Annotated in this window: 16 protein-coding genes; 7 read left to right on the top strand and 9 right to left on the bottom strand. The window is 44.2% G+C overall.

Translation table 11 applies throughout. The features are described 5' to 3' along the window. Positions 1 to 70: 70 nt before the first annotated feature. Together ftsH and rsfS are read right to left on the bottom strand one after the other, a co-directional pair. Complete coding sequence (gene ftsH / locus BLT07_RS16160) at positions 71 to 2098, bottom strand: ATP-dependent zinc metalloprotease FtsH (protein ID WP_091871574.1); 2028 nt, start codon at positions 2096 to 2098, stop codon at positions 71 to 73. Between the two features lie 9 nt (positions 2099 to 2107). After that, positions 2108 to 2485, bottom strand: a complete 378-nt coding sequence (gene rsfS / locus BLT07_RS16155) for a ribosome silencing factor (protein ID WP_091871570.1) — start codon at positions 2483 to 2485, stop codon at positions 2108 to 2110. 99 nt (positions 2486 to 2584) lie between these two features. Here rsfS and BLT07_RS16150 point away from each other — a divergent pair, with 99 nt between their 5' ends. After that, positions 2585 to 3316, top strand: coding sequence for a biotin--[acetyl-CoA-carboxylase] ligase (locus BLT07_RS16150; protein WP_091871566.1), 732 nt, complete (start codon positions 2585 to 2587; stop codon positions 3314 to 3316). Between the two features lie 17 nt (positions 3317 to 3333). Here the strand turns inward: BLT07_RS16150 and BLT07_RS16145 are convergent, their stop codons facing one another. Next, the gene (locus BLT07_RS16145; protein WP_091871563.1) at positions 3334 to 3726 is read right to left on the bottom strand and encodes an orotate phosphoribosyltransferase; all 393 of its coding nucleotides are present in this window, start codon (positions 3724 to 3726) and stop codon (positions 3334 to 3336) included. A 12-nt stretch (positions 3727 to 3738) separates the two neighbouring features. Continuing rightward, positions 3739 to 4380 carry an orotate phosphoribosyltransferase gene (gene pyrE / locus BLT07_RS16140; protein ID WP_091871553.1) on the bottom strand — a complete coding sequence of 214 codons (642 nt, stop codon included), beginning with the start codon at positions 4378 to 4380 and terminating at the stop codon, positions 3739 to 3741. 7 nt (positions 4381 to 4387) lie between these two features. On the opposite strand from pyrE, the gene BLT07_RS16135 reads away from it, so the two are divergent. Next, the gene (locus BLT07_RS16135; RefSeq protein WP_091871548.1) at positions 4388 to 4972 is read left to right on the top strand and encodes an NUDIX hydrolase; all 585 of its coding nucleotides are present in this window, start codon (positions 4388 to 4390) and stop codon (positions 4970 to 4972) included. Positions 4973 to 5186: 214 nt separating this feature from the next. Here the strand turns inward: BLT07_RS16135 and BLT07_RS16130 are convergent, their stop codons facing one another. The 4 genes from BLT07_RS16130 to BLT07_RS16115 all read right to left on the bottom strand — a co-directional run bounded on the left by BLT07_RS16130 (position 5187) and on the right by BLT07_RS16115 (position 9120). Further along, positions 5187 to 5582, bottom strand: a complete 396-nt coding sequence (locus BLT07_RS16130) for a response regulator (protein ID WP_091871545.1) — start codon at positions 5580 to 5582, stop codon at positions 5187 to 5189. Continuing rightward, the gene (locus BLT07_RS16125; RefSeq protein WP_091871541.1) at positions 5575 to 7428 is read right to left on the bottom strand and encodes a PAS domain-containing sensor histidine kinase; all 1854 of its coding nucleotides are present in this window, start codon (positions 7426 to 7428) and stop codon (positions 5575 to 5577) included. The genes BLT07_RS16130 and BLT07_RS16125 overlap by 8 nt, the downstream gene beginning before the upstream one ends. A gap of 191 nt (positions 7429 to 7619) precedes the next feature. Then, entirely contained in the window at positions 7620 to 8075 is a 456-nt protein-coding gene (coaD, locus tag BLT07_RS16120) for a pantetheine-phosphate adenylyltransferase (protein WP_091872286.1), read from the bottom strand. Positions 8076 to 8139: 64 nt separating this feature from the next. Then, the gene (locus BLT07_RS16115) at positions 8140 to 9120 is read right to left on the bottom strand and encodes a D-alanine--D-alanine ligase (RefSeq protein WP_091871536.1); all 981 of its coding nucleotides are present in this window, start codon (positions 9118 to 9120) and stop codon (positions 8140 to 8142) included. A gap of 81 nt (positions 9121 to 9201) precedes the next feature. On the opposite strand from BLT07_RS16115, the gene BLT07_RS16110 reads away from it, so the two are divergent. The 3 genes from BLT07_RS16110 to yaaA all read left to right on the top strand — a co-directional run bounded on the left by BLT07_RS16110 (position 9202) and on the right by yaaA (position 11862). Further along, positions 9202 to 9789, top strand: coding sequence for a PASTA domain-containing protein (locus BLT07_RS16110; RefSeq protein WP_091871531.1), 588 nt, complete (start codon positions 9202 to 9204; stop codon positions 9787 to 9789). A 3-nt stretch (positions 9790 to 9792) separates the two neighbouring features. Next, positions 9793 to 10833: an RluA family pseudouridine synthase gene (locus tag BLT07_RS16105; protein WP_091871528.1), complete on the top strand. Its 1041-nt coding sequence runs from the start codon at positions 9793 to 9795 to the stop codon at positions 10831 to 10833. Between the two features lie 267 nt (positions 10834 to 11100). Next, on the top strand, positions 11101 to 11862 hold the full coding sequence (yaaA, locus tag BLT07_RS16100; RefSeq protein WP_091871524.1) for a peroxide stress protein YaaA: 762 nt from the start codon (positions 11101 to 11103) through the stop codon (positions 11860 to 11862). 163 nt (positions 11863 to 12025) lie between these two features. Here the strand turns inward: yaaA and BLT07_RS16095 are convergent, their stop codons facing one another. Beyond that, positions 12026 to 12154, bottom strand: coding sequence for a 30S ribosomal protein THX (locus BLT07_RS16095; RefSeq protein WP_091871520.1), 129 nt, complete (start codon positions 12152 to 12154; stop codon positions 12026 to 12028). Positions 12155 to 12285: 131 nt separating this feature from the next. Between BLT07_RS16095 and BLT07_RS16090 the strand changes: the two genes are divergently transcribed. Together BLT07_RS16090 and BLT07_RS16085 are read left to right on the top strand one after the other, a co-directional pair. Continuing rightward, positions 12286 to 15738, top strand: a complete 3453-nt coding sequence (locus BLT07_RS16090; protein ID WP_091871516.1) for a pyruvate carboxylase — start codon at positions 12286 to 12288, stop codon at positions 15736 to 15738. Positions 15739 to 15781: 43 nt separating this feature from the next. Next, the gene (locus BLT07_RS16085) at positions 15782 to 16444 is read left to right on the top strand and encodes a uracil-DNA glycosylase family protein (RefSeq protein ID WP_091871512.1); all 663 of its coding nucleotides are present in this window, start codon (positions 15782 to 15784) and stop codon (positions 16442 to 16444) included. The last annotated feature ends 67 nt before the right edge of the window (positions 16445 to 16511 follow it).

Raw genomic sequence — 16511 nt, 5'->3', positions numbered from 1 at the left:
TCATAAATTTAGGTAACTCCAATGAATGGCAGTCATATGTGTGCCCTCCGTTTAAGGACAACGATAAATTTTATATTTTATTTTCCTCAGTTTCGTTCTCTATGGTCTCTTCTTCAGCAGGTTTCGCACCACTTTCCTTTTTTTTGTCGATATTTTCTTGTCCCAGTTTATCGAATTCCTTATCAAAAGGCCGTTTACCGAATATTTTTTCGAGGTCTTCTTTGAATATGACTTCTTTATCAAGGAGTCTTTCGGCCAAAGTAGTAAGCTTGTCTTTGTGTAACGTCAGTACCTCGATAGCTCTTTCGTACTGCTCTTCGATTATTTTGGAAATTTCGCCATCGATTTTCCGTGCCGTATCCTCACTATAGGGTTTCGAAAATCCGTAGGAATCCTGTCCTGATGAATCATAATAGGTAATGTTGCCTATTTCCTCATTGAGTCCATAAATGGTCACCATGGCCCTTGCCTGTTTGGTTACTTTTTCGAGATCACTCAAGGCACCGGTCGAAATTTGGTCAAAAATCACCCTTTCTGCCGCTCTACCGCCCATCGTGGCACACATTTCGTCAAGCATTTGTTCAGGCCGAACAATGAGCCGTTCTTCGGGCAGGTACCACGCAGCACCCAGCGATTGGCCCCGAGGCACTATGGTCACCTTAACTAGAGGTGAGGCATGTTCCAACATCCAACTTACCGTGGCGTGACCGGCCTCATGGTAGGCAATAGTCTCTTTCTCTCCAACCGTGATGATTTTGTTCTTTTTCTCTAATCCTCCTACAATTCGATCTACCGCATCCAAGAAATCTTGTTTAGTGACAGCTTTCCGTTCTTTTCTGGCGGCGATAAGCGCGGCCTCATTACAAACGTTTGCAATGTCGGCACCAGAGAATCCGGGGGTCTGTCTTGCCAAAAATTCCATATCCAAGGTTTCGGCGGTTTTTATAGGCCGTAAATGCACTTCAAAAATTTCTTTACGTTCCCTGACATCTGGTAAATCTACATAAATTTGCCTATCGAAACGGCCTGCGCGCATCAATGCTTTATCAAGCACGTCGGCACGGTTGGTGGCGGCCAACACGATAACATTCGTATTAGTGCCGAAACCGTCCATTTCGGTCAAAAGTTGGTTCAGGGTGTTTTCACGTTCGTCGTTCGAACCGGTGAAATTGTTTTTTCCACGGGCGCGGCCGATTGCATCAATTTCATCAATGAATATGATGGCGGGCGATTTGTCTTTGGCCTGTTTGAAAAGGTCACGTACCCTGGAAGCACCTACCCCTACGAACATCTCCACAAAGTCGGAACCTGACAGGGAGAAAAACGGTACTTTTGCCTCTCCCGCTACGGCCTTGGCCAACAACGTTTTACCTGTTCCCGGAGGGCCTACCAATAATGCGCCTTTCGGAATTTTACCGCCTAGGGAAGTATATTTATCCGGATTTCTAAGGAAATCGACAATCTCCTCTACTTCTTCCTTGGCTCCTTCCAATCCGGCAACATCTTTAAAAGAAGTTCGGGTGTCTGTCTTCTCATCAAAAAGTTTTGCCTTTGATTTACCAATATTGAATATCTGGCCGCCGGCACCGCCACCGCCTCCGCCCGACATTCTCCGCATCAGATAGAGCCAGATGCCGATAATCAGCACAAACGGTAAAATACCCAATAGCAAATCCATCAGATAATTGTTGTCCGTATCGTAATCGACTATGGTTTCGAGGTTGTTTTCCTTTTTGATATTCTTGATCTCGTTCTCGAAATTTTGAAGATCGCCATAATCTAAGACATACTGTGGTACGGCACCAGTCGATGGTAGAAAGGGTTTGTCGTTGACATCGCTGTGAACGTCCTTGGCAAGCGCCTCATCCGTCAAGAAAACCTTCGCCTGACGGGTATTGGTGATAATCAGGATTTTGGCAATATCCCCATTTCTAAGGTACTCCTGAAGTTCGGAGGTGGTGGTTTTTTTGGTAGTTGCAAGATTTCCACTACCTAAAAATTGAAACCCGATCAAGAGTATCGCGATCAATCCGTAAATCCACCACGAACTGAATTTAGGTTTTTTCGGATTTGTTGTACTTGTATCTTTCTTAGCCATTATTTTTTTTTACGAATTCAAACTACTTTCCACCTCGGTCACTTTGGCATCTCCCCAGAGACCCTCGATATCGTAATATTCCCTAATCTGTTTTTGGAAAACATGTACAACGACGTTCACATAGTCCATTAAAATCCATTCGGCATTTCCCTCGCCTTCCACATGCCAAGGCTTGTCGCCGGTGGCTTTGCTGACGGTCTTTCGTATGGAGCCTACAATGGCGTTTACTTGCGTGTTCGAAGTACCATTACATATAATAAAGTAGTCACAAACGGTATTTTCAATATCCCTCAGATCAAGTAAATTGATTTTTTGTCCCTTTACTTCTTCGATTCCTTCCAAGATCAATGCAATCAATTCATCTGCACCGGCTTTGCTTTTCTGCATTCAATAATTTTAATGACCAGTTGGGGTCAATTTCTGCAAAGTTATTATTTTTTTGTTCTTTAGCCGTTGTTTTCCACAATAGATTCAACCACGACGAACATGCATTTAATCAAACTTGATGCCACGGACTCTACAAACGCTTATTTACGAAAGTTGTTGTTGTCGAACGTACTTGACGATTACACGGTCGTAACAGCAAGACAACAAAAAAAGGGCAGGGGTCAAATGGGTACTATATGGCAATCGGATGCCGGTAAAAACCTAACGTTTAGTGTATTAAGAAACCATCTGAATCTTCTTGTTGACGATAGCTTTGTTTTGAACCTATGTGTTTCCCTTGCGGTTTATTCCGTATTAAAACAGCATAAAGTTCCCGAATTGAGTATTAAATGGCCCAACGACATTCTGTCAGGTAGGTCGAAGCTATGTGGAATACTTATCGAGAACAGTCTTTCGGGGAACAAAATAAATACATCAATAATAGGTATAGGTTTGAATGTGAACCAGTTATATTTTGAAAAGCTACAAAACGTATCCTCTTTGCAATTAGTATTGGGAAAAACATTTGATTTGGATACGCTCTTACAAGATATTGTGAGCCAGTTGAAAAAAGTATTTTTAGGATTTGAGCAAAAGGGTGCCGCTCATTTATGGGATGAATATGCCGACGTATTGTTCAGAAAAGGAAAGCCTTCTACCTTCGAGGATAAGGATGGTGAGCGATTTATGGGTTTTATCAAGGGAGTTTCAAAAGATGGTAAATTGATTATCGCCCTTGAGGATGCCGTTTTGAAAACATTCGATTTAAAGGAAGTAAGGTTGCTGTACTGATATAAATGCGCTACTGGCTAAATCTTCTCTAAATTCTCCGAAAGTGTACCCATAAAATTAGTAATCGGCTTTTTGATCATCATGCCCATCATGGCGTTGAACTCCCCGTTAAAATGTAAGGCTACCTCGGTCTCGATTTCGCTAAGCTTCACTATATCGGCAGTGAGGGTAAAGGGCAGTTTTTCGCTTGCGGCACCCAATATGATTTGGCTATTGGGCGTTTGGCCCTTACGTTCCAGAACGATTTCAGGCATTCCTTTCAACGAAAAAAGAAAACGATCTTCGTTGATCAGTTCGAATTTGTCAATGTTCTCGGGCATTAATTTTTCGAAATTCTTCAGGTCGGTCAAGAAATCAAAGACCTCTTTATCGCCTTTTGGGATTTTTTTATTGGGGGTTTCTATATGCATATTTCTATTTTATCACTGCCTCCATTCGGCGGGATTTTTTCGCCAATCTAAAAGCGTGTTCATCTGTTCTTCGTTTATATATTTGGTTTCCAAAGCCTGTTCCATCAGATATTCGTAGTCGCTCAGCGTATGGAGTGTTACTTTTTTATCCTTGAAATTTTGATCCGCGACTTGAAAACCGTAGGTGAATATGGCCAGCATACCCTTAACCTTGGCACCTTCCGAATGTAGTGCGTCGACGGCATTGAGACTGCTTTTTCCTGTACTTATAAGATCCTCGATGACCACAACGCTGCGGTTCGCTTCTAGCTTCCCTTCGATTTGGTTGCGCCTTCCGTGCGATTTGGGCTCTGGTCTCACGTAGATAAAGGGAAGACCCAAAACATCGGCTACCAAAGCGCCTATACCGATGGCGCCCGTCGCCACACCTGCAATAATATCAGGCTTGCCGTATAGCAACTCGACCTGCTTGGCCATCGCTTCGCGGATGTAATTTCGAATAACCGGATACGATAGCAGAATCCTATTGTCACAATAGATGGGCGATTTCCATCCGGAGGCCCAAGTAAACGGATTTTCAGGATTCAACTTTATTGCATTAATTTGCAATAATAGCTCAGCCGTTTTTTTTGCGGTGTCTTTGTTTAAAACCATACCACAAATGTATAAAGTTTTTGTGAACGAACTGCCGTTGATCTTAACAAATAAACTCTCCGAGACGGCCGATGGTAAATATTTTCTGCTCAATGAAGATTCGATAAATCAGGCTATAAAGGCCTTGAAAAAAAAGAAACTTTCCGAAGCCTATATCTATCATCCGAACCATGAGGAAATCCTTAAAAAATTCACAAAAAAAATTCCTCTGACCGTTGCAGCTGGGGGGGTAGTAACCAATCCTGAGGGGAAGGTTTTGTTCATTTATAGAAACGATAAATGGGATTTACCCAAAGGTAAACTCGACAAAGGAGAATCCATTGAGGATTGCGCTATTCGGGAGGTTATGGAAGAGACCGGTGTATCAGGCCTACGCATCGAGAATTTTCTCCGAACAACGTATCACATCTATAAGAACAACGGTACCTACACTTTAAAGGAAGTACATTGGTTCGCCATGAAAACGGAGTATGATGGCAAGCTTAAACCTGAAAAAAAAGAAGGCATCGTAAAAGTGAAGTGGAAAGGGCCAAAAAAGATTCAAAAAGCGCTTCAGAACTCGTATACCAATATCAAGATTCTTTTTGAGTGATCGTTTGATTTGTCAGCCTCCCCGGATCAGGCAAACGGTTTTGAAGCGGTATGAATTTGAGATTGGCTCGTTTTAGAACGCCATTAACTTCAACTTTACTTTTGCACTTGCACGAGAACTTGAGATAAGTCCTCTTTGCGTTGTAGGATCGAATCAAAAAAAATCCAGTTAAAAAAAGAATCGTTCGCTTAGGGCTCCAAAGTCTAGACAGTTTTTATGCTTTTTCCGTAATCGCTTCGATCTGGGATTTGAGAATAGGTTTGTTGTTATAGGTCAGGGTATGATCGGTTTTCTTTTTGTACTTTTCATACGTTTGAAGGTCGTACGGATCGATCGATGAGGTATAGATATTTATCCGTACTTTTTTATGTAAAGGCAGGGCGATAAACTCTTCGAGAAACTGCCACCCGTCCATAATGGGCATGTTGATATCCAAAAAAATGACATCGGGTATTTCTTGGGTTTGGTGATGGATAGCTTTAATTCCGTCCAACGCCAGTTTACCGTTGGCGTAGGAGCTTACCTCATTACCATCCGTTATGGAGCTCAACATTTTTCGAATGCCGAATACGGTAATCGGGTCGTCGTCGATAATACAGATGTTAATCATTTTTTTTCTTAAAATAAATGGTGAATTTAGTGCCGACTCCCACTTCGCTTTCGATGCCTACCTTGCCGTTCATGGCCTCTATTTGATTTTTGGTAATGTATAGGCCGATTCCTCGGGCATCGCAATGTTTGTGAAAGGTCTTGTACATGCCAAAAAGTTTATCACCGTATTTTTCGAGATCGATACCCAAGCCGTTATCGGTAATGGAAAGAACGGTATAGCCCTCTTCATCCTTGGCGCTAAAGGTAATGTTAGCGTCCCGTTCGGGGTCTTTATATCTGACTGAATTGGTAATAAAGTTCATCAAAATACTGTCGATATAGGCCGGGATTACCTGTATTTCGGTGGAATCACAAACGGTGTTTGTCACATGGGCATTGTTTTTACCGAGATAGGCCGACAGGTTATGAACCACCGTGTCTATTTTGTTTTTTAGAGGAATAGGTTTTTTGTCGAGATTGACATTCGTATTGATGTCGACCACCTCGTTCAGGTTTTCTAAAGTCACCAACAAGTTATCGGAGGCATTTATTAACATTTTAAGGAGGTTGTCTTTCTCTGATTCATCTTTCTCGTTTACCAAAAAATCTAATAACATGGAGAAGTTGGCGGAATGAGATCTTAGGTTGTGCGATACGATATGGGCGAAATTGATGAGTTTCTTGTTCTGTAGGGAGGCAACATTGACCAAATCGCGCAGTTCTTCTTCCTTCTGCTTGATGTCTGTTATATCAAGACTAATACCGATCAATCCGCTGGCCTTGCCGGTTTCGTCCAATAGCGGAATCTTCGAGGTCAAGAACGTTGTTTTCTTTCCGTTTTTCTTACGGTTCCAGGTTTCCTGGCTCAAAATAGGCCTCAGGGTTTCCATGACCCTGAGGTCTTCTTTTCTAGAAATTTGGGCAACATCTTCGTCATAAAGTTCGAAATCGGTCTTACCTAGAAGTTCTTCGGGATGGCTAACGCCCAAATAGTCACATTCAGATTTGTTGACCAAAATTTTACGCGAATCGGTATCCTTTATAAAAACGTTGAGCGGTAGATTGTCGATGAGCGTCCGGAGCAGATGCTCACTTTTTTTGGTCTTGATTTCGGAAGTTACCTGCTCGTCAATGTTCTGAAAGGTTCCGGTCAGGCCAACTACTTTTCCCTCTATAAAAATCGGCCTTCCAGCGGTCTGCACCCATAGCTCTTTTCCTTGGGCGGTCACGATTTGAAGTCTTTCGCTATACGAAATACCCTTTGCCGTTGCTTCGTGAATAACCATTGCCATGGTATTTCGGCTGTGGCCATCCTTATAAAAGTTCACCGCATTATCGAGAGTTGGAACAAAGTCGTCGGAAACCTCATGAATTATACGAGTCATATCGCACCACGTAAGCGTATTTTCTTTAAAACAGTACTCCCAACTTCCTATTTTGCCAATTTCGGAAGTGGCCTTCAAATGACTATTTAATTTTTTATTCTGCTCTTCAAGAAGTTTGCGTCGGGTAATGTCTTCGGTCTGTATGATCAGCCCAATAATATTTTCTTGCTCGTCGTGCCAAGGGATGCATGTCCATTCAGACCAAGTTTCGCCCGTTGCCGTATCTAAATTCAAATGGACCTTGGTTTCATCGGAATTGCCGGAAATACAAGCTTGCAAAGCTTGTTCCCAAGAATGGCCTGTTTTAGTCAAAAGTTGGCTGATGGGCTTTCCTTGAATGTCAAAAGGATCGAGTTCGAAATCAGCGATCCATTGGTCGGAAGCGTGCACGACTTCAAAACGTTCATTAACAAAAACAGTAGCTGATGGCAATTGTTTTATTAAATAACTCTGGGTCGCGGTTGGGGCACCTTTTAACATATCACTGTAATTTCGGACTAAAATAATATGGTTTTTCGATATGGCTAAAAGATTGTTGTGAATAGGGCGAATGGCGTTGTATAAACCGCTATTTATGTTTATAGGGAATAATGCTCGATAAATATAAGTTAATTCTTGTTAATATTTGACTATTCCGCACGTCAATTTAACTTGATGATGTGGCAAAAGCATTATGAAGTCCGGACGCTATCGGGCACGAGACCTGTATAATTCCCCCCGTGCCGAATAACGTCCCGGACTATCGAAGAGCTGATATAGGATTTTCCGGAAGACGTAAGCAGAAAAACCGTCTCGATTTCGGAGAGTTTGCGATTTGTGTGGGCAATGGCCTTTTCGAACTCAAAATCCGCGGGATTGCGCAATCCCCTTAAAATAAAATCCGCATCCATTTTTTTACAGAAATCGACGGTCAAGCCTTCGTAGGTAAGCACTTTTACCTTGGGTTCGTTCGCAAAGGCTTCCTTGATGAATTGCATCCGCTGATCGATGGTGAACATGTATTTTTTTTCTGCATTGATGCCGATGGCAATAATCAGTTCGTCAAAGAGGGTAATGCCCCTTTGTATAATATCGGAATGCCCCAAGGTCAGGGGGTCAAAGGATCCAGGAAAGATAGCGCGTCTCATACCAAAAGTTTCGGGATTCAAGTTACAGGTTTAATCACCTGCCACCAAAAGTTCCTAAAATTACCTATTTTTTAATCAATGCTTCCTCAATAGCGCTCCCGAACAGTTGAGGGAGTGAAATTCCGGCGGCTTTGGCCTGTTTCGGTAGTATGCTTTCGGTAGTGAGGCCGGGGGTAGTGTTCATTTCGAGCATGTAAGGTTCGTCATTTACAAAGATAAACTCGCTACGGGTATAGCCCTTCATTTTCAGGATTTCGTAGGCGCGTATCGCCAGCTCGGCCACTTTTTCTTCCTGTAATTTTGAAATACGGGCGGGCGTGATTTCTTGGGATTTTCCCTCGTATTTGGCCTCGTAATCGAAAAAATCGTTTTCGGTCACGATTTCCGTAATGGGAAGCGCTTTTGTCTTTCCATTGTAAGTGATTACACCGACGGAAACCTCCGTGCCGTCGAGAAAGGCCTCGATGATAATTTCATCATCTTCTTGATAGGCGTTGTCGATGGCCATCCGTAATTTTTCCTTTTCATAGACTTTTGAAATACCGAAGCTGCTGCCTGCCTTATTGGCCTTGACGAAGCAGGGCAAACCAACTTTCGCGACAATGGCGTCTTCGTCGATCGTATCGCCTTGGTTAAGATAGTAGGAAGGTGCCGACTTTATTCCGTAAGGTTTGAGCACGCTGAGCAGGTCCCTTTTGTTGAAAGTGAGTGCGGCCTGATAATAGTCACAGGAAGTCTGGGGGATACCCAGCAATTCAAAATAAGCCTGAAGCAGGCCGTCTTCCCCGGGTGTGCCGTGAATGGCGTTGAAGACACAGTCAAAAGTCTGTTTTCCGTTTTTGGTAGTTATGGAAAAGTCATTTTTATTTACTGGCGATTCTTTGTCCTTGTCGTCAACATATACCCACTTATCCTTAAATATATGGATACGAAAGGGATTGAACTTATCGGTATCCAAATAATCATAGACTACACCACCACTTTTTAACGAAATTTTAAACTCGCTGGAATAACCGCCCATGAGTATGGCAATATTTTTCTTCATAGAATCGTTTAATTATGAGGATGGTAAAACGAACTCGAAAATAAAGAAAAAACCTATATTTGCCCTGTCAAACACACCTAAATGCGCAATTTCTTCAATTTTTTAAAGAGCAAAGTATTTTTGATACAGCTCGGCTTGGCCCTTTTAGTGCTGATACTGGTCATTTTTTTGGCGCTGCGTTGGTTGAATAGCACAACCAATCACAACGAATTCGTAGAAGTGCCCGATTTCGGAAAAATGTCGGTTCCTGATATGAGAAAGGCGGTAGAAGAAGCCCATTTGCGCTTCGAGGTGTTGGATTCGGCGAATTTTAATCCCGATTATCCGCGATTTTCCATTATCGAACAGAATCCTCCGGCGGGCAATAAGGTAAAGGAAAACAGGAAAATTTATCTTACGGTCAATCCTTCCGGTTACAAACAGGTGACCGTGCCCAATATCATACAGGTAACCCAGCGCAATGCGACTTCTATGTTGCGTGCCGTCGGTCTCGATGTGCAACGAACGAGCTATATCGATCAATTGGGCAAAGACATGGTGTACTATATCAAATATAAAGGGAAGCAGATCAAACCGGGCGACAAATTGGCCAAGACTTCGAAGATCGAGCTGGTGTGTGGTAATGGTGCAATTCCCGATCAGGCGAGGGTACAAGCCGAATCTCAATAAACTATGCAGTCAGAAGATAGCAACGAGACCGACGACGAGCTTTTCGAACACCATCGGTTCGTGGCCGCCAAAGGGCAAGAACCTTTGCGCGTCGATAAATTTTTGATGAACTTCATTGAATACGCTACACGCAATAAAATTCAACAATCTGCCAAAGCTGGTAATATTTGGGTCAATGGCGCCGTGGTCAAGCAGAACTACAAGGTTAAACCCGAGGATGAAGTGAGGGTGCTTTTCGAACACCCGCCGCACGAATTTTTATTGGTTGCCGAAAATATTGCCTTGGATATTGTTTATGAAGATGATGCGCTTCTCGTCGTAAACAAACCGGCGGGCATGGTCGTGCATCCCGGTCACGGTAATTATTCCGGTACGCTGATCAACGCCCTTTTGTATCACATTGAGGACTCGGGCGGCCAACGTGAAGACCTGCCAAATAACAGCAACGAACGCCCCGGCTTGGTGCATCGCATAGACAAGGATACATCGGGATTACTGGTAGTTGCCAAAACGGAAACCGCCATGACCCATTTGGCCAAACAATTTTACGACAAGACCTCGGAGCGGGAATATATAGCTTTAGTCTGGGGCGATGTCAAGGATGAAAGCGGCACGGTGGAAGGCAATATCGCCCGAAACCCTAAAAACCGGCTGCAGATGCAGGTTTTTCCCGAAGGGGACGAAGGCAAGGAAGCGGTCACCCATTACAGTGTTTTAGAGCGTTTGGGCTATGTAACCTTGGTATCGTGTCAACTGGAGACTGGCCGCACCCATCAAATCCGCGTACACATGAAGTATATCGGACACACCCTTTTTAACGACGAGCGCTATGGTGGCGATAAGATTTTAAAGGGTACCACTTTCACAAAATATAAGCAGTTCGTAGATAACGCCTTCAAAATCCTTCCCCGACAGGCGCTGCATGCCAAAACCTTGGGATTTATTCATCCCGAAACCGGCGAAAAGATGCGTTTCGATTCCGAAATCCCCCAAGATATGTCGGATTGTATCGGGAAGTGGCGGCATTATGCAAAGCATCGGTGAGGGAAATCCCAAATTCCATGCACCAAATTCCAACTCTAATTTTGATTTCGGTTCCTCTCCTTTTTCCAAGGGGGGGGTGGCGATAGAAAGAGTGCTTTTGTTCGGAAACTCGAATCATACCTAGGTAACTAAAGTCGGAACAGAGTGGCCTAAAACCACAATCATAAATTCCTTCAATACCTACATAGATATCCTATCGGATATAACTGCCGTAATCTAAAAAGATCGGGTTATTTTCGTGGCTCATCATAAAAATTGGATCCTGTTATGAAAATCGTCATTTCCCCGGCCAAATCATTGGATTATACATCGGAATATCCCAAATTCAAACAAACGCAGCCCCAGTTTTTGGATGAGGCCGTAAAGCTAAACAAGCTGTTGGCAAAAAAAAAGCCGAAGGATTTGATGGCCCTTATGCATATTTCCGATAAACTTGCCGAACTCAATTGGCAGCGCAACCAAGATTTTGAAACTCCCTTTACGACTAAAAATGCAAGACCGGCGATTTACGCTTTCAATGGAGACGTTTATCAAGGCCTTGATGCGTACGCGATGTCGGTGGAGAAGGTAGGGAAATTACAAGATATATTACGGATTTTATCGGGACAGTACGGTATACTCCGTCCGCTAGATCTCATGCAGCCCTATCGGCTAGAAATGGGAACAAAACTAAAGGTAGGCCGAAAAAAAAATCTATATGAATTCTGGAAGAAAACCATAACCGAACAGTTAAACGAAGAGCTGGGCGAAAACGAACTTTTTCTAAATCTGGCCAGTAATGAATATTTCAGCGCCGTAGACGGGAAGACTTTAAAAGTACCCGTGATTACCCCTGTATTTAAGGATTGGAATAACGATAAACTAAAAGTTATCAGCTTCTATGCCAAAAAAGCGCGGGGTGCCATGGTGCGCTATATTGTTGATAAAAACGTCAGGACCTTGGAAGATTTGAAAGGTTTCGATTATGACGATTATAGTTTCAGTGCATCGCATACCTCGAAGAAGAACGAGCCTGTTTTTGTTCGGTGAAGTCACCGATTTAATCGCGGTTCGCAAATCCGCACTTTCGGGTGTTAACCGTGCAAGCTAAATAGGGTCAACCACAACTGTAGCTGCTAGGTTTTTTTCTGCGCACCTGAATCGTCACGCATTTATGGCTAATGCGAATTATTTCTAACCGCAACTGCCCCTATTATTTCTTCTTTCTCAAACTAATTTTCTCCTCGACCGTAGGCCGTTTTTTGATCCTGCGCGGCCTTCTTGCCCCGTAAGACCGGTTGGCGATTTTGCCCCTTCTCGATTTTTTATCCCCTTTTCCCATCTGTCCTTTGAATTTTAATTGAATTAGCCGATGCTTACAAAGATAAGACATTGCTATCCTAACCAAAAAAAGCTAAGTTTGTTTAATAACGACAAAATAAAGGACATTTAAGTGGTTTAAAACAGAATAGTTTGAAAATAGAAAAGGTTTTAGTAGCGAACAGGGGCGAGATTGCCATCCGGATTTTTAGAGCCTGTGTAGAGATCGGAGTACGTACCGTAGGTGTATATACCTACGAGGACCGCTATTCCCTGCACCGCTACAAAGCCGATGAATGTTACCAGATCGGAGAGGACAAGGAACCTTTAAAACCTTATCTGGATATCGATGCCATTATAAAAGTGGCTAAGGATAACCAGGTCGATGCCATCCATCCCGGATACGGATTTTTATCGGAAAATGCACAGTTCGCCCAAAAATGTGCCGAGAACGATATTATTTTTATTGGGCCTAAGGTTTCCGTACTAAAGGCACTGGGCGATAAGATTACGGCCAAAGAAGTCGCCACTGCGAATAAGGTTCCCGTTATCGAGAGCAGCAATATTGATTTAAAGGATATCAAAACGGCCCTTTCCGAGGCCAAACGCATCGGATATCCACTGATGTTAAAAGCCGCCTCGGGCGGTGGGGGAAGGGGTATGCGGGTAATCCGTACCGCGGATGAATTGAAAAAGGGCTTTCCCGAAGCGAAAAGGGAATCGCTGAACGCTTTTGGCGATGATACCGTTTTTCTGGAAAAATTTGTTGAAAATCCGAAACATATCGAAATCCAGATCGTGGCCGATACCCATGGCAATATGGTGCATCTGTACGAAAGGGATTGTTCGGTACAGCGGCGCTATCAAAAGGTCATCGAGTTTGCGCCGTCGATAGGATTGCCCCAAGAAACCAAGGATAGCCTGTATAAATACGCCATCGATATCTGTAAAGCTGTAGACTACAATAATATCGGAACGGTGGAGTTTTTGGTCGATGACGACGGAAGCATCTACTTTATCGAGGTAAACCCACGTATCCAAGTCGAGCATACGGTGACCGAAATGATTACCAATATCGATCTGGTCAAGGCACAGCTTTTTATTGCGGGGGGATATAAATTATCGGATACACAGATAAAAATCCCCGATCAAGCGTCCGTTCAGGTGACGGGGGTAGCGCTGCAATGTCGTATTACCACCGAAGACCCATCCAACGATTTTAAGCCCGATTACGGGGTGGTCACTACTTATCGCAGTGCCTCCGGTTTCGGAATCCGGTTGGATGCGGGAAGTATTTACCAAGGAGTTGCTATTTCGCCGTTTTTCGATTCCATGCTGGTCAAAGTATCGGCCCGAAGCCGTACGCTGGACGGATGTTGCCGGAAGATGCGCAGGGCCTTGGCGGAGTTCCGGATACGTGGCCTGAACACCAATATGGCGTTTTTGGACAATATTCTAACCCATCCCACCTTTCGGGAGGGCAAGGTCACGGTCAATTTCATAAAGAACGAGCCCAAACTTTTCGAGTTTATCGAACCTAGAAACCGGGCGAACAAACTGATCGAATTCTTGGGCGAGACTATTGTAAACGGAAATCCCGATGTAAAAAATTACGACCCGAAACACGTCTTTTCAAAGCCTGTGATTCCCACCTTTCCAAAAATGGAGGGATATCCCAAAGGTACAAAAGACCGGTTGACAGATCTGGGTCCCGAAAAATTCGCCGCATGGTTGAAGCAGGAGAAAAAAGTCCACTTTACCGATACCACCATGCGCGATGCCCACCAAAGTTTGTTGGCCACCCGCATGCGAACCGACGATATGCTAAAGGTGGCTGAGGGTTATGCCAAGAACCATCCCGGAATTTTCTCCATGGAGGTCTGGGGAGGCGCCACTTTTGACGTATGCCTGCGCTTTTTGCACGAAAATCCTTGGGAAAGGCTGGCCTTATTGCGAAAGGCGATGCCGAACCTGCTGTTGCAGATGTTGATCAGGGGTTCCAACGGGGTCGGTTATACGGCCTATCCCGATAACCTGATCGAAAAATTCGTGGAGGAATCCTGGAATACGGGGGTCGATGTATTCCGTATTTTCGATTCCCTCAACTGGATGAAATCCATTGCACCCTGTATCGCGTACGTCCGTAAAAATACGGGTGGGCTGGCTGAAGGTTCACTTTGCTACACTGGCGACATCCTTAATCCATCCAAAACAAAATACGACCTCAGGTATTATCTGCAATTGGCCAAGGATATCGAAAATGCAGGGGCGCATATATTAGGCGTCAAGGATATGGCAGGCCTTTTAAAACCTGATGCGGCCTATGAACTTATAACGGCCTTAAAGTCGGAAATCGATATTCCGATCCACTTACACACCCATGATACTTCGTCCATACAATCGGCCACCTATCTAAAGGCGGTGGAAGCGGGCGTGGATGTTATCGATGTGGCCTTGGGCGGACTTTCGGGCCTTACCTCTCAGCCCAATTTCAATTCGGTGGTGGAGATGCTGCGTTTCCACGAACGTGAGAACGCTATGGATACCGAAAAACTGGCCGAATATTCCAATTATTGGGAAACCGTCCGCAACTATTATTACACCTTCGAATCCGGATTGAAATCGGGTACGGGCGAGGTGTACGATCATGAAATTCCCGGTGGCCAATATTCCAACTTAAAGGGGCAGGCGATCGCGTTGGGCCTCGAAGATCGGTTTACGCAAGTGACCAAAATGTACGCCAAGGTCAATGCCATGTTCGGCGATATCATAAAGGTAACGCCCAGTTCAAAAGTGGTCGGCGATATGGCGCAGTATATGGTGAGCAACGATTTGTCCGTTGAGGATATCATGGAAAAAGGGGCCCATATTTCCTTTCCCGAATCCGTCAAGAGTTTTTTTAGGGGCGATTTGGGTCAGCCTGTCGGAGGTTTTCCGAAAAAGTTGCAAAAAATCGTCCTAAAAGGGGAAAAACCCTATACCGACCGTCCGAACGCCCATTTAGAGCCCATCGATTTTGAGAAGGAATTGAAAGCCTTTAAACGAAAGTTCAAAAAAGGGATGGGCCGCGAACTTGAAATGACGGATTTTTTATCCTACAAGCTATACCCGAAAGTATTCACCGAAGCCTATAACAATCACGTAAAGTTCGGGAACACGGTCAACATACCCACGAAAAATTTCTTTTATGGATTGGATATCGGCGAAGAGATCATGGTGGAGCTTGACAGGGGCAAGAAGGTATTGATATCGCTGATGCTCAAAGGCGCACCCGATGAAGCCGGCAATGTGAGCATCTTTTTCAAGATCAACGGTCAATTGCGGAACGTGATGATCAAGGACCGATCGGTCAAGGTCGAAAAAACACAAAATGAAAAAGCGGATGCCGATGACCCCAAGCAGGTGGGCGCCCCCCTTCAGGGACTACTTTCTACTGTTCTGGTGAAAAAAGGCCAAGCCGTAAAACGCAACCAGCCGCTGTTTATCATAGAGGCCATGAAAATGGAGACCACGGTTACCGCCAATGCCGAAGGAACGGTCGATAAAATTCAACTGGAGGGAGGCTCGCTGGTCAATGCGGACGATTTGGTGTTAATCTTGAAATAGGCGATAAGTTCGAGTCCAAACGTAACTTCAAAATCATATCCGATTGTTTCTACATACACATCCATACGGGCCTTTTCTTTTTCCGGAAGCCACCACACTGATTGTTGGCACGCTTCCGCCACCGCGGTTTACCAGCCGAGAGCTTTGCGAAGGTGATGTCGACTTCTGCTATGGAAGCCGCAACGGACAGCTATGGCCTATTTTAGACGAAATCTTTGATTTAGGGCTGGTATACGAAACGACCCGGGAAGCCATCGAACAGCGCAAACAGTTTCTTTTCAAAAGGCGTATCGGCATCTGCGATATCGTCGAAGGGGCGGAAAGAGAAAAAATGGATGCCTCCGACCTTGGCATGCAAAACGTACAGCTTCGGGATTTGGTGAGGATACTTCAGGCTTATCCCAATATCGATACGCTCTTGTTTACCGGTGGAAACAGTAAAAATGGGCCCGAATATTTTTTCAGGAAACATTTGAAAGACTACGGTTTGCAATTGGAATTAGTTTCCGGTGAGGTTCCCCGTATTCATCGTTTTATACTTCCTTCGGAAAATGACCGGATCATCAAAACGGTTTCGTTAACGGCTCCTTCTGGGGCGGCCAACAGGGCGGTCGGCAGTTTGGCATCCTATAAAAAAATGAAGGATGAAAACCCCAATTTCAACACCGTCGATTTTAGGGTGATGCAGTATGCCCCGTTTTTTTAGTAACTAAAAAGAGCCCTACCGGGGAAGGCAAGGCTCTTTTACGAGAACACTATATGAAAATGAAAAG

This window comes from Pricia antarctica, assembly GCF_900101815.1.
GTDB classification, from domain to species: Bacteria; Bacteroidota; Bacteroidia; order Flavobacteriales; family Flavobacteriaceae; genus Pricia; species Pricia antarctica.
This window is presented reverse-complemented; position numbering and strand designations above follow the sequence as displayed.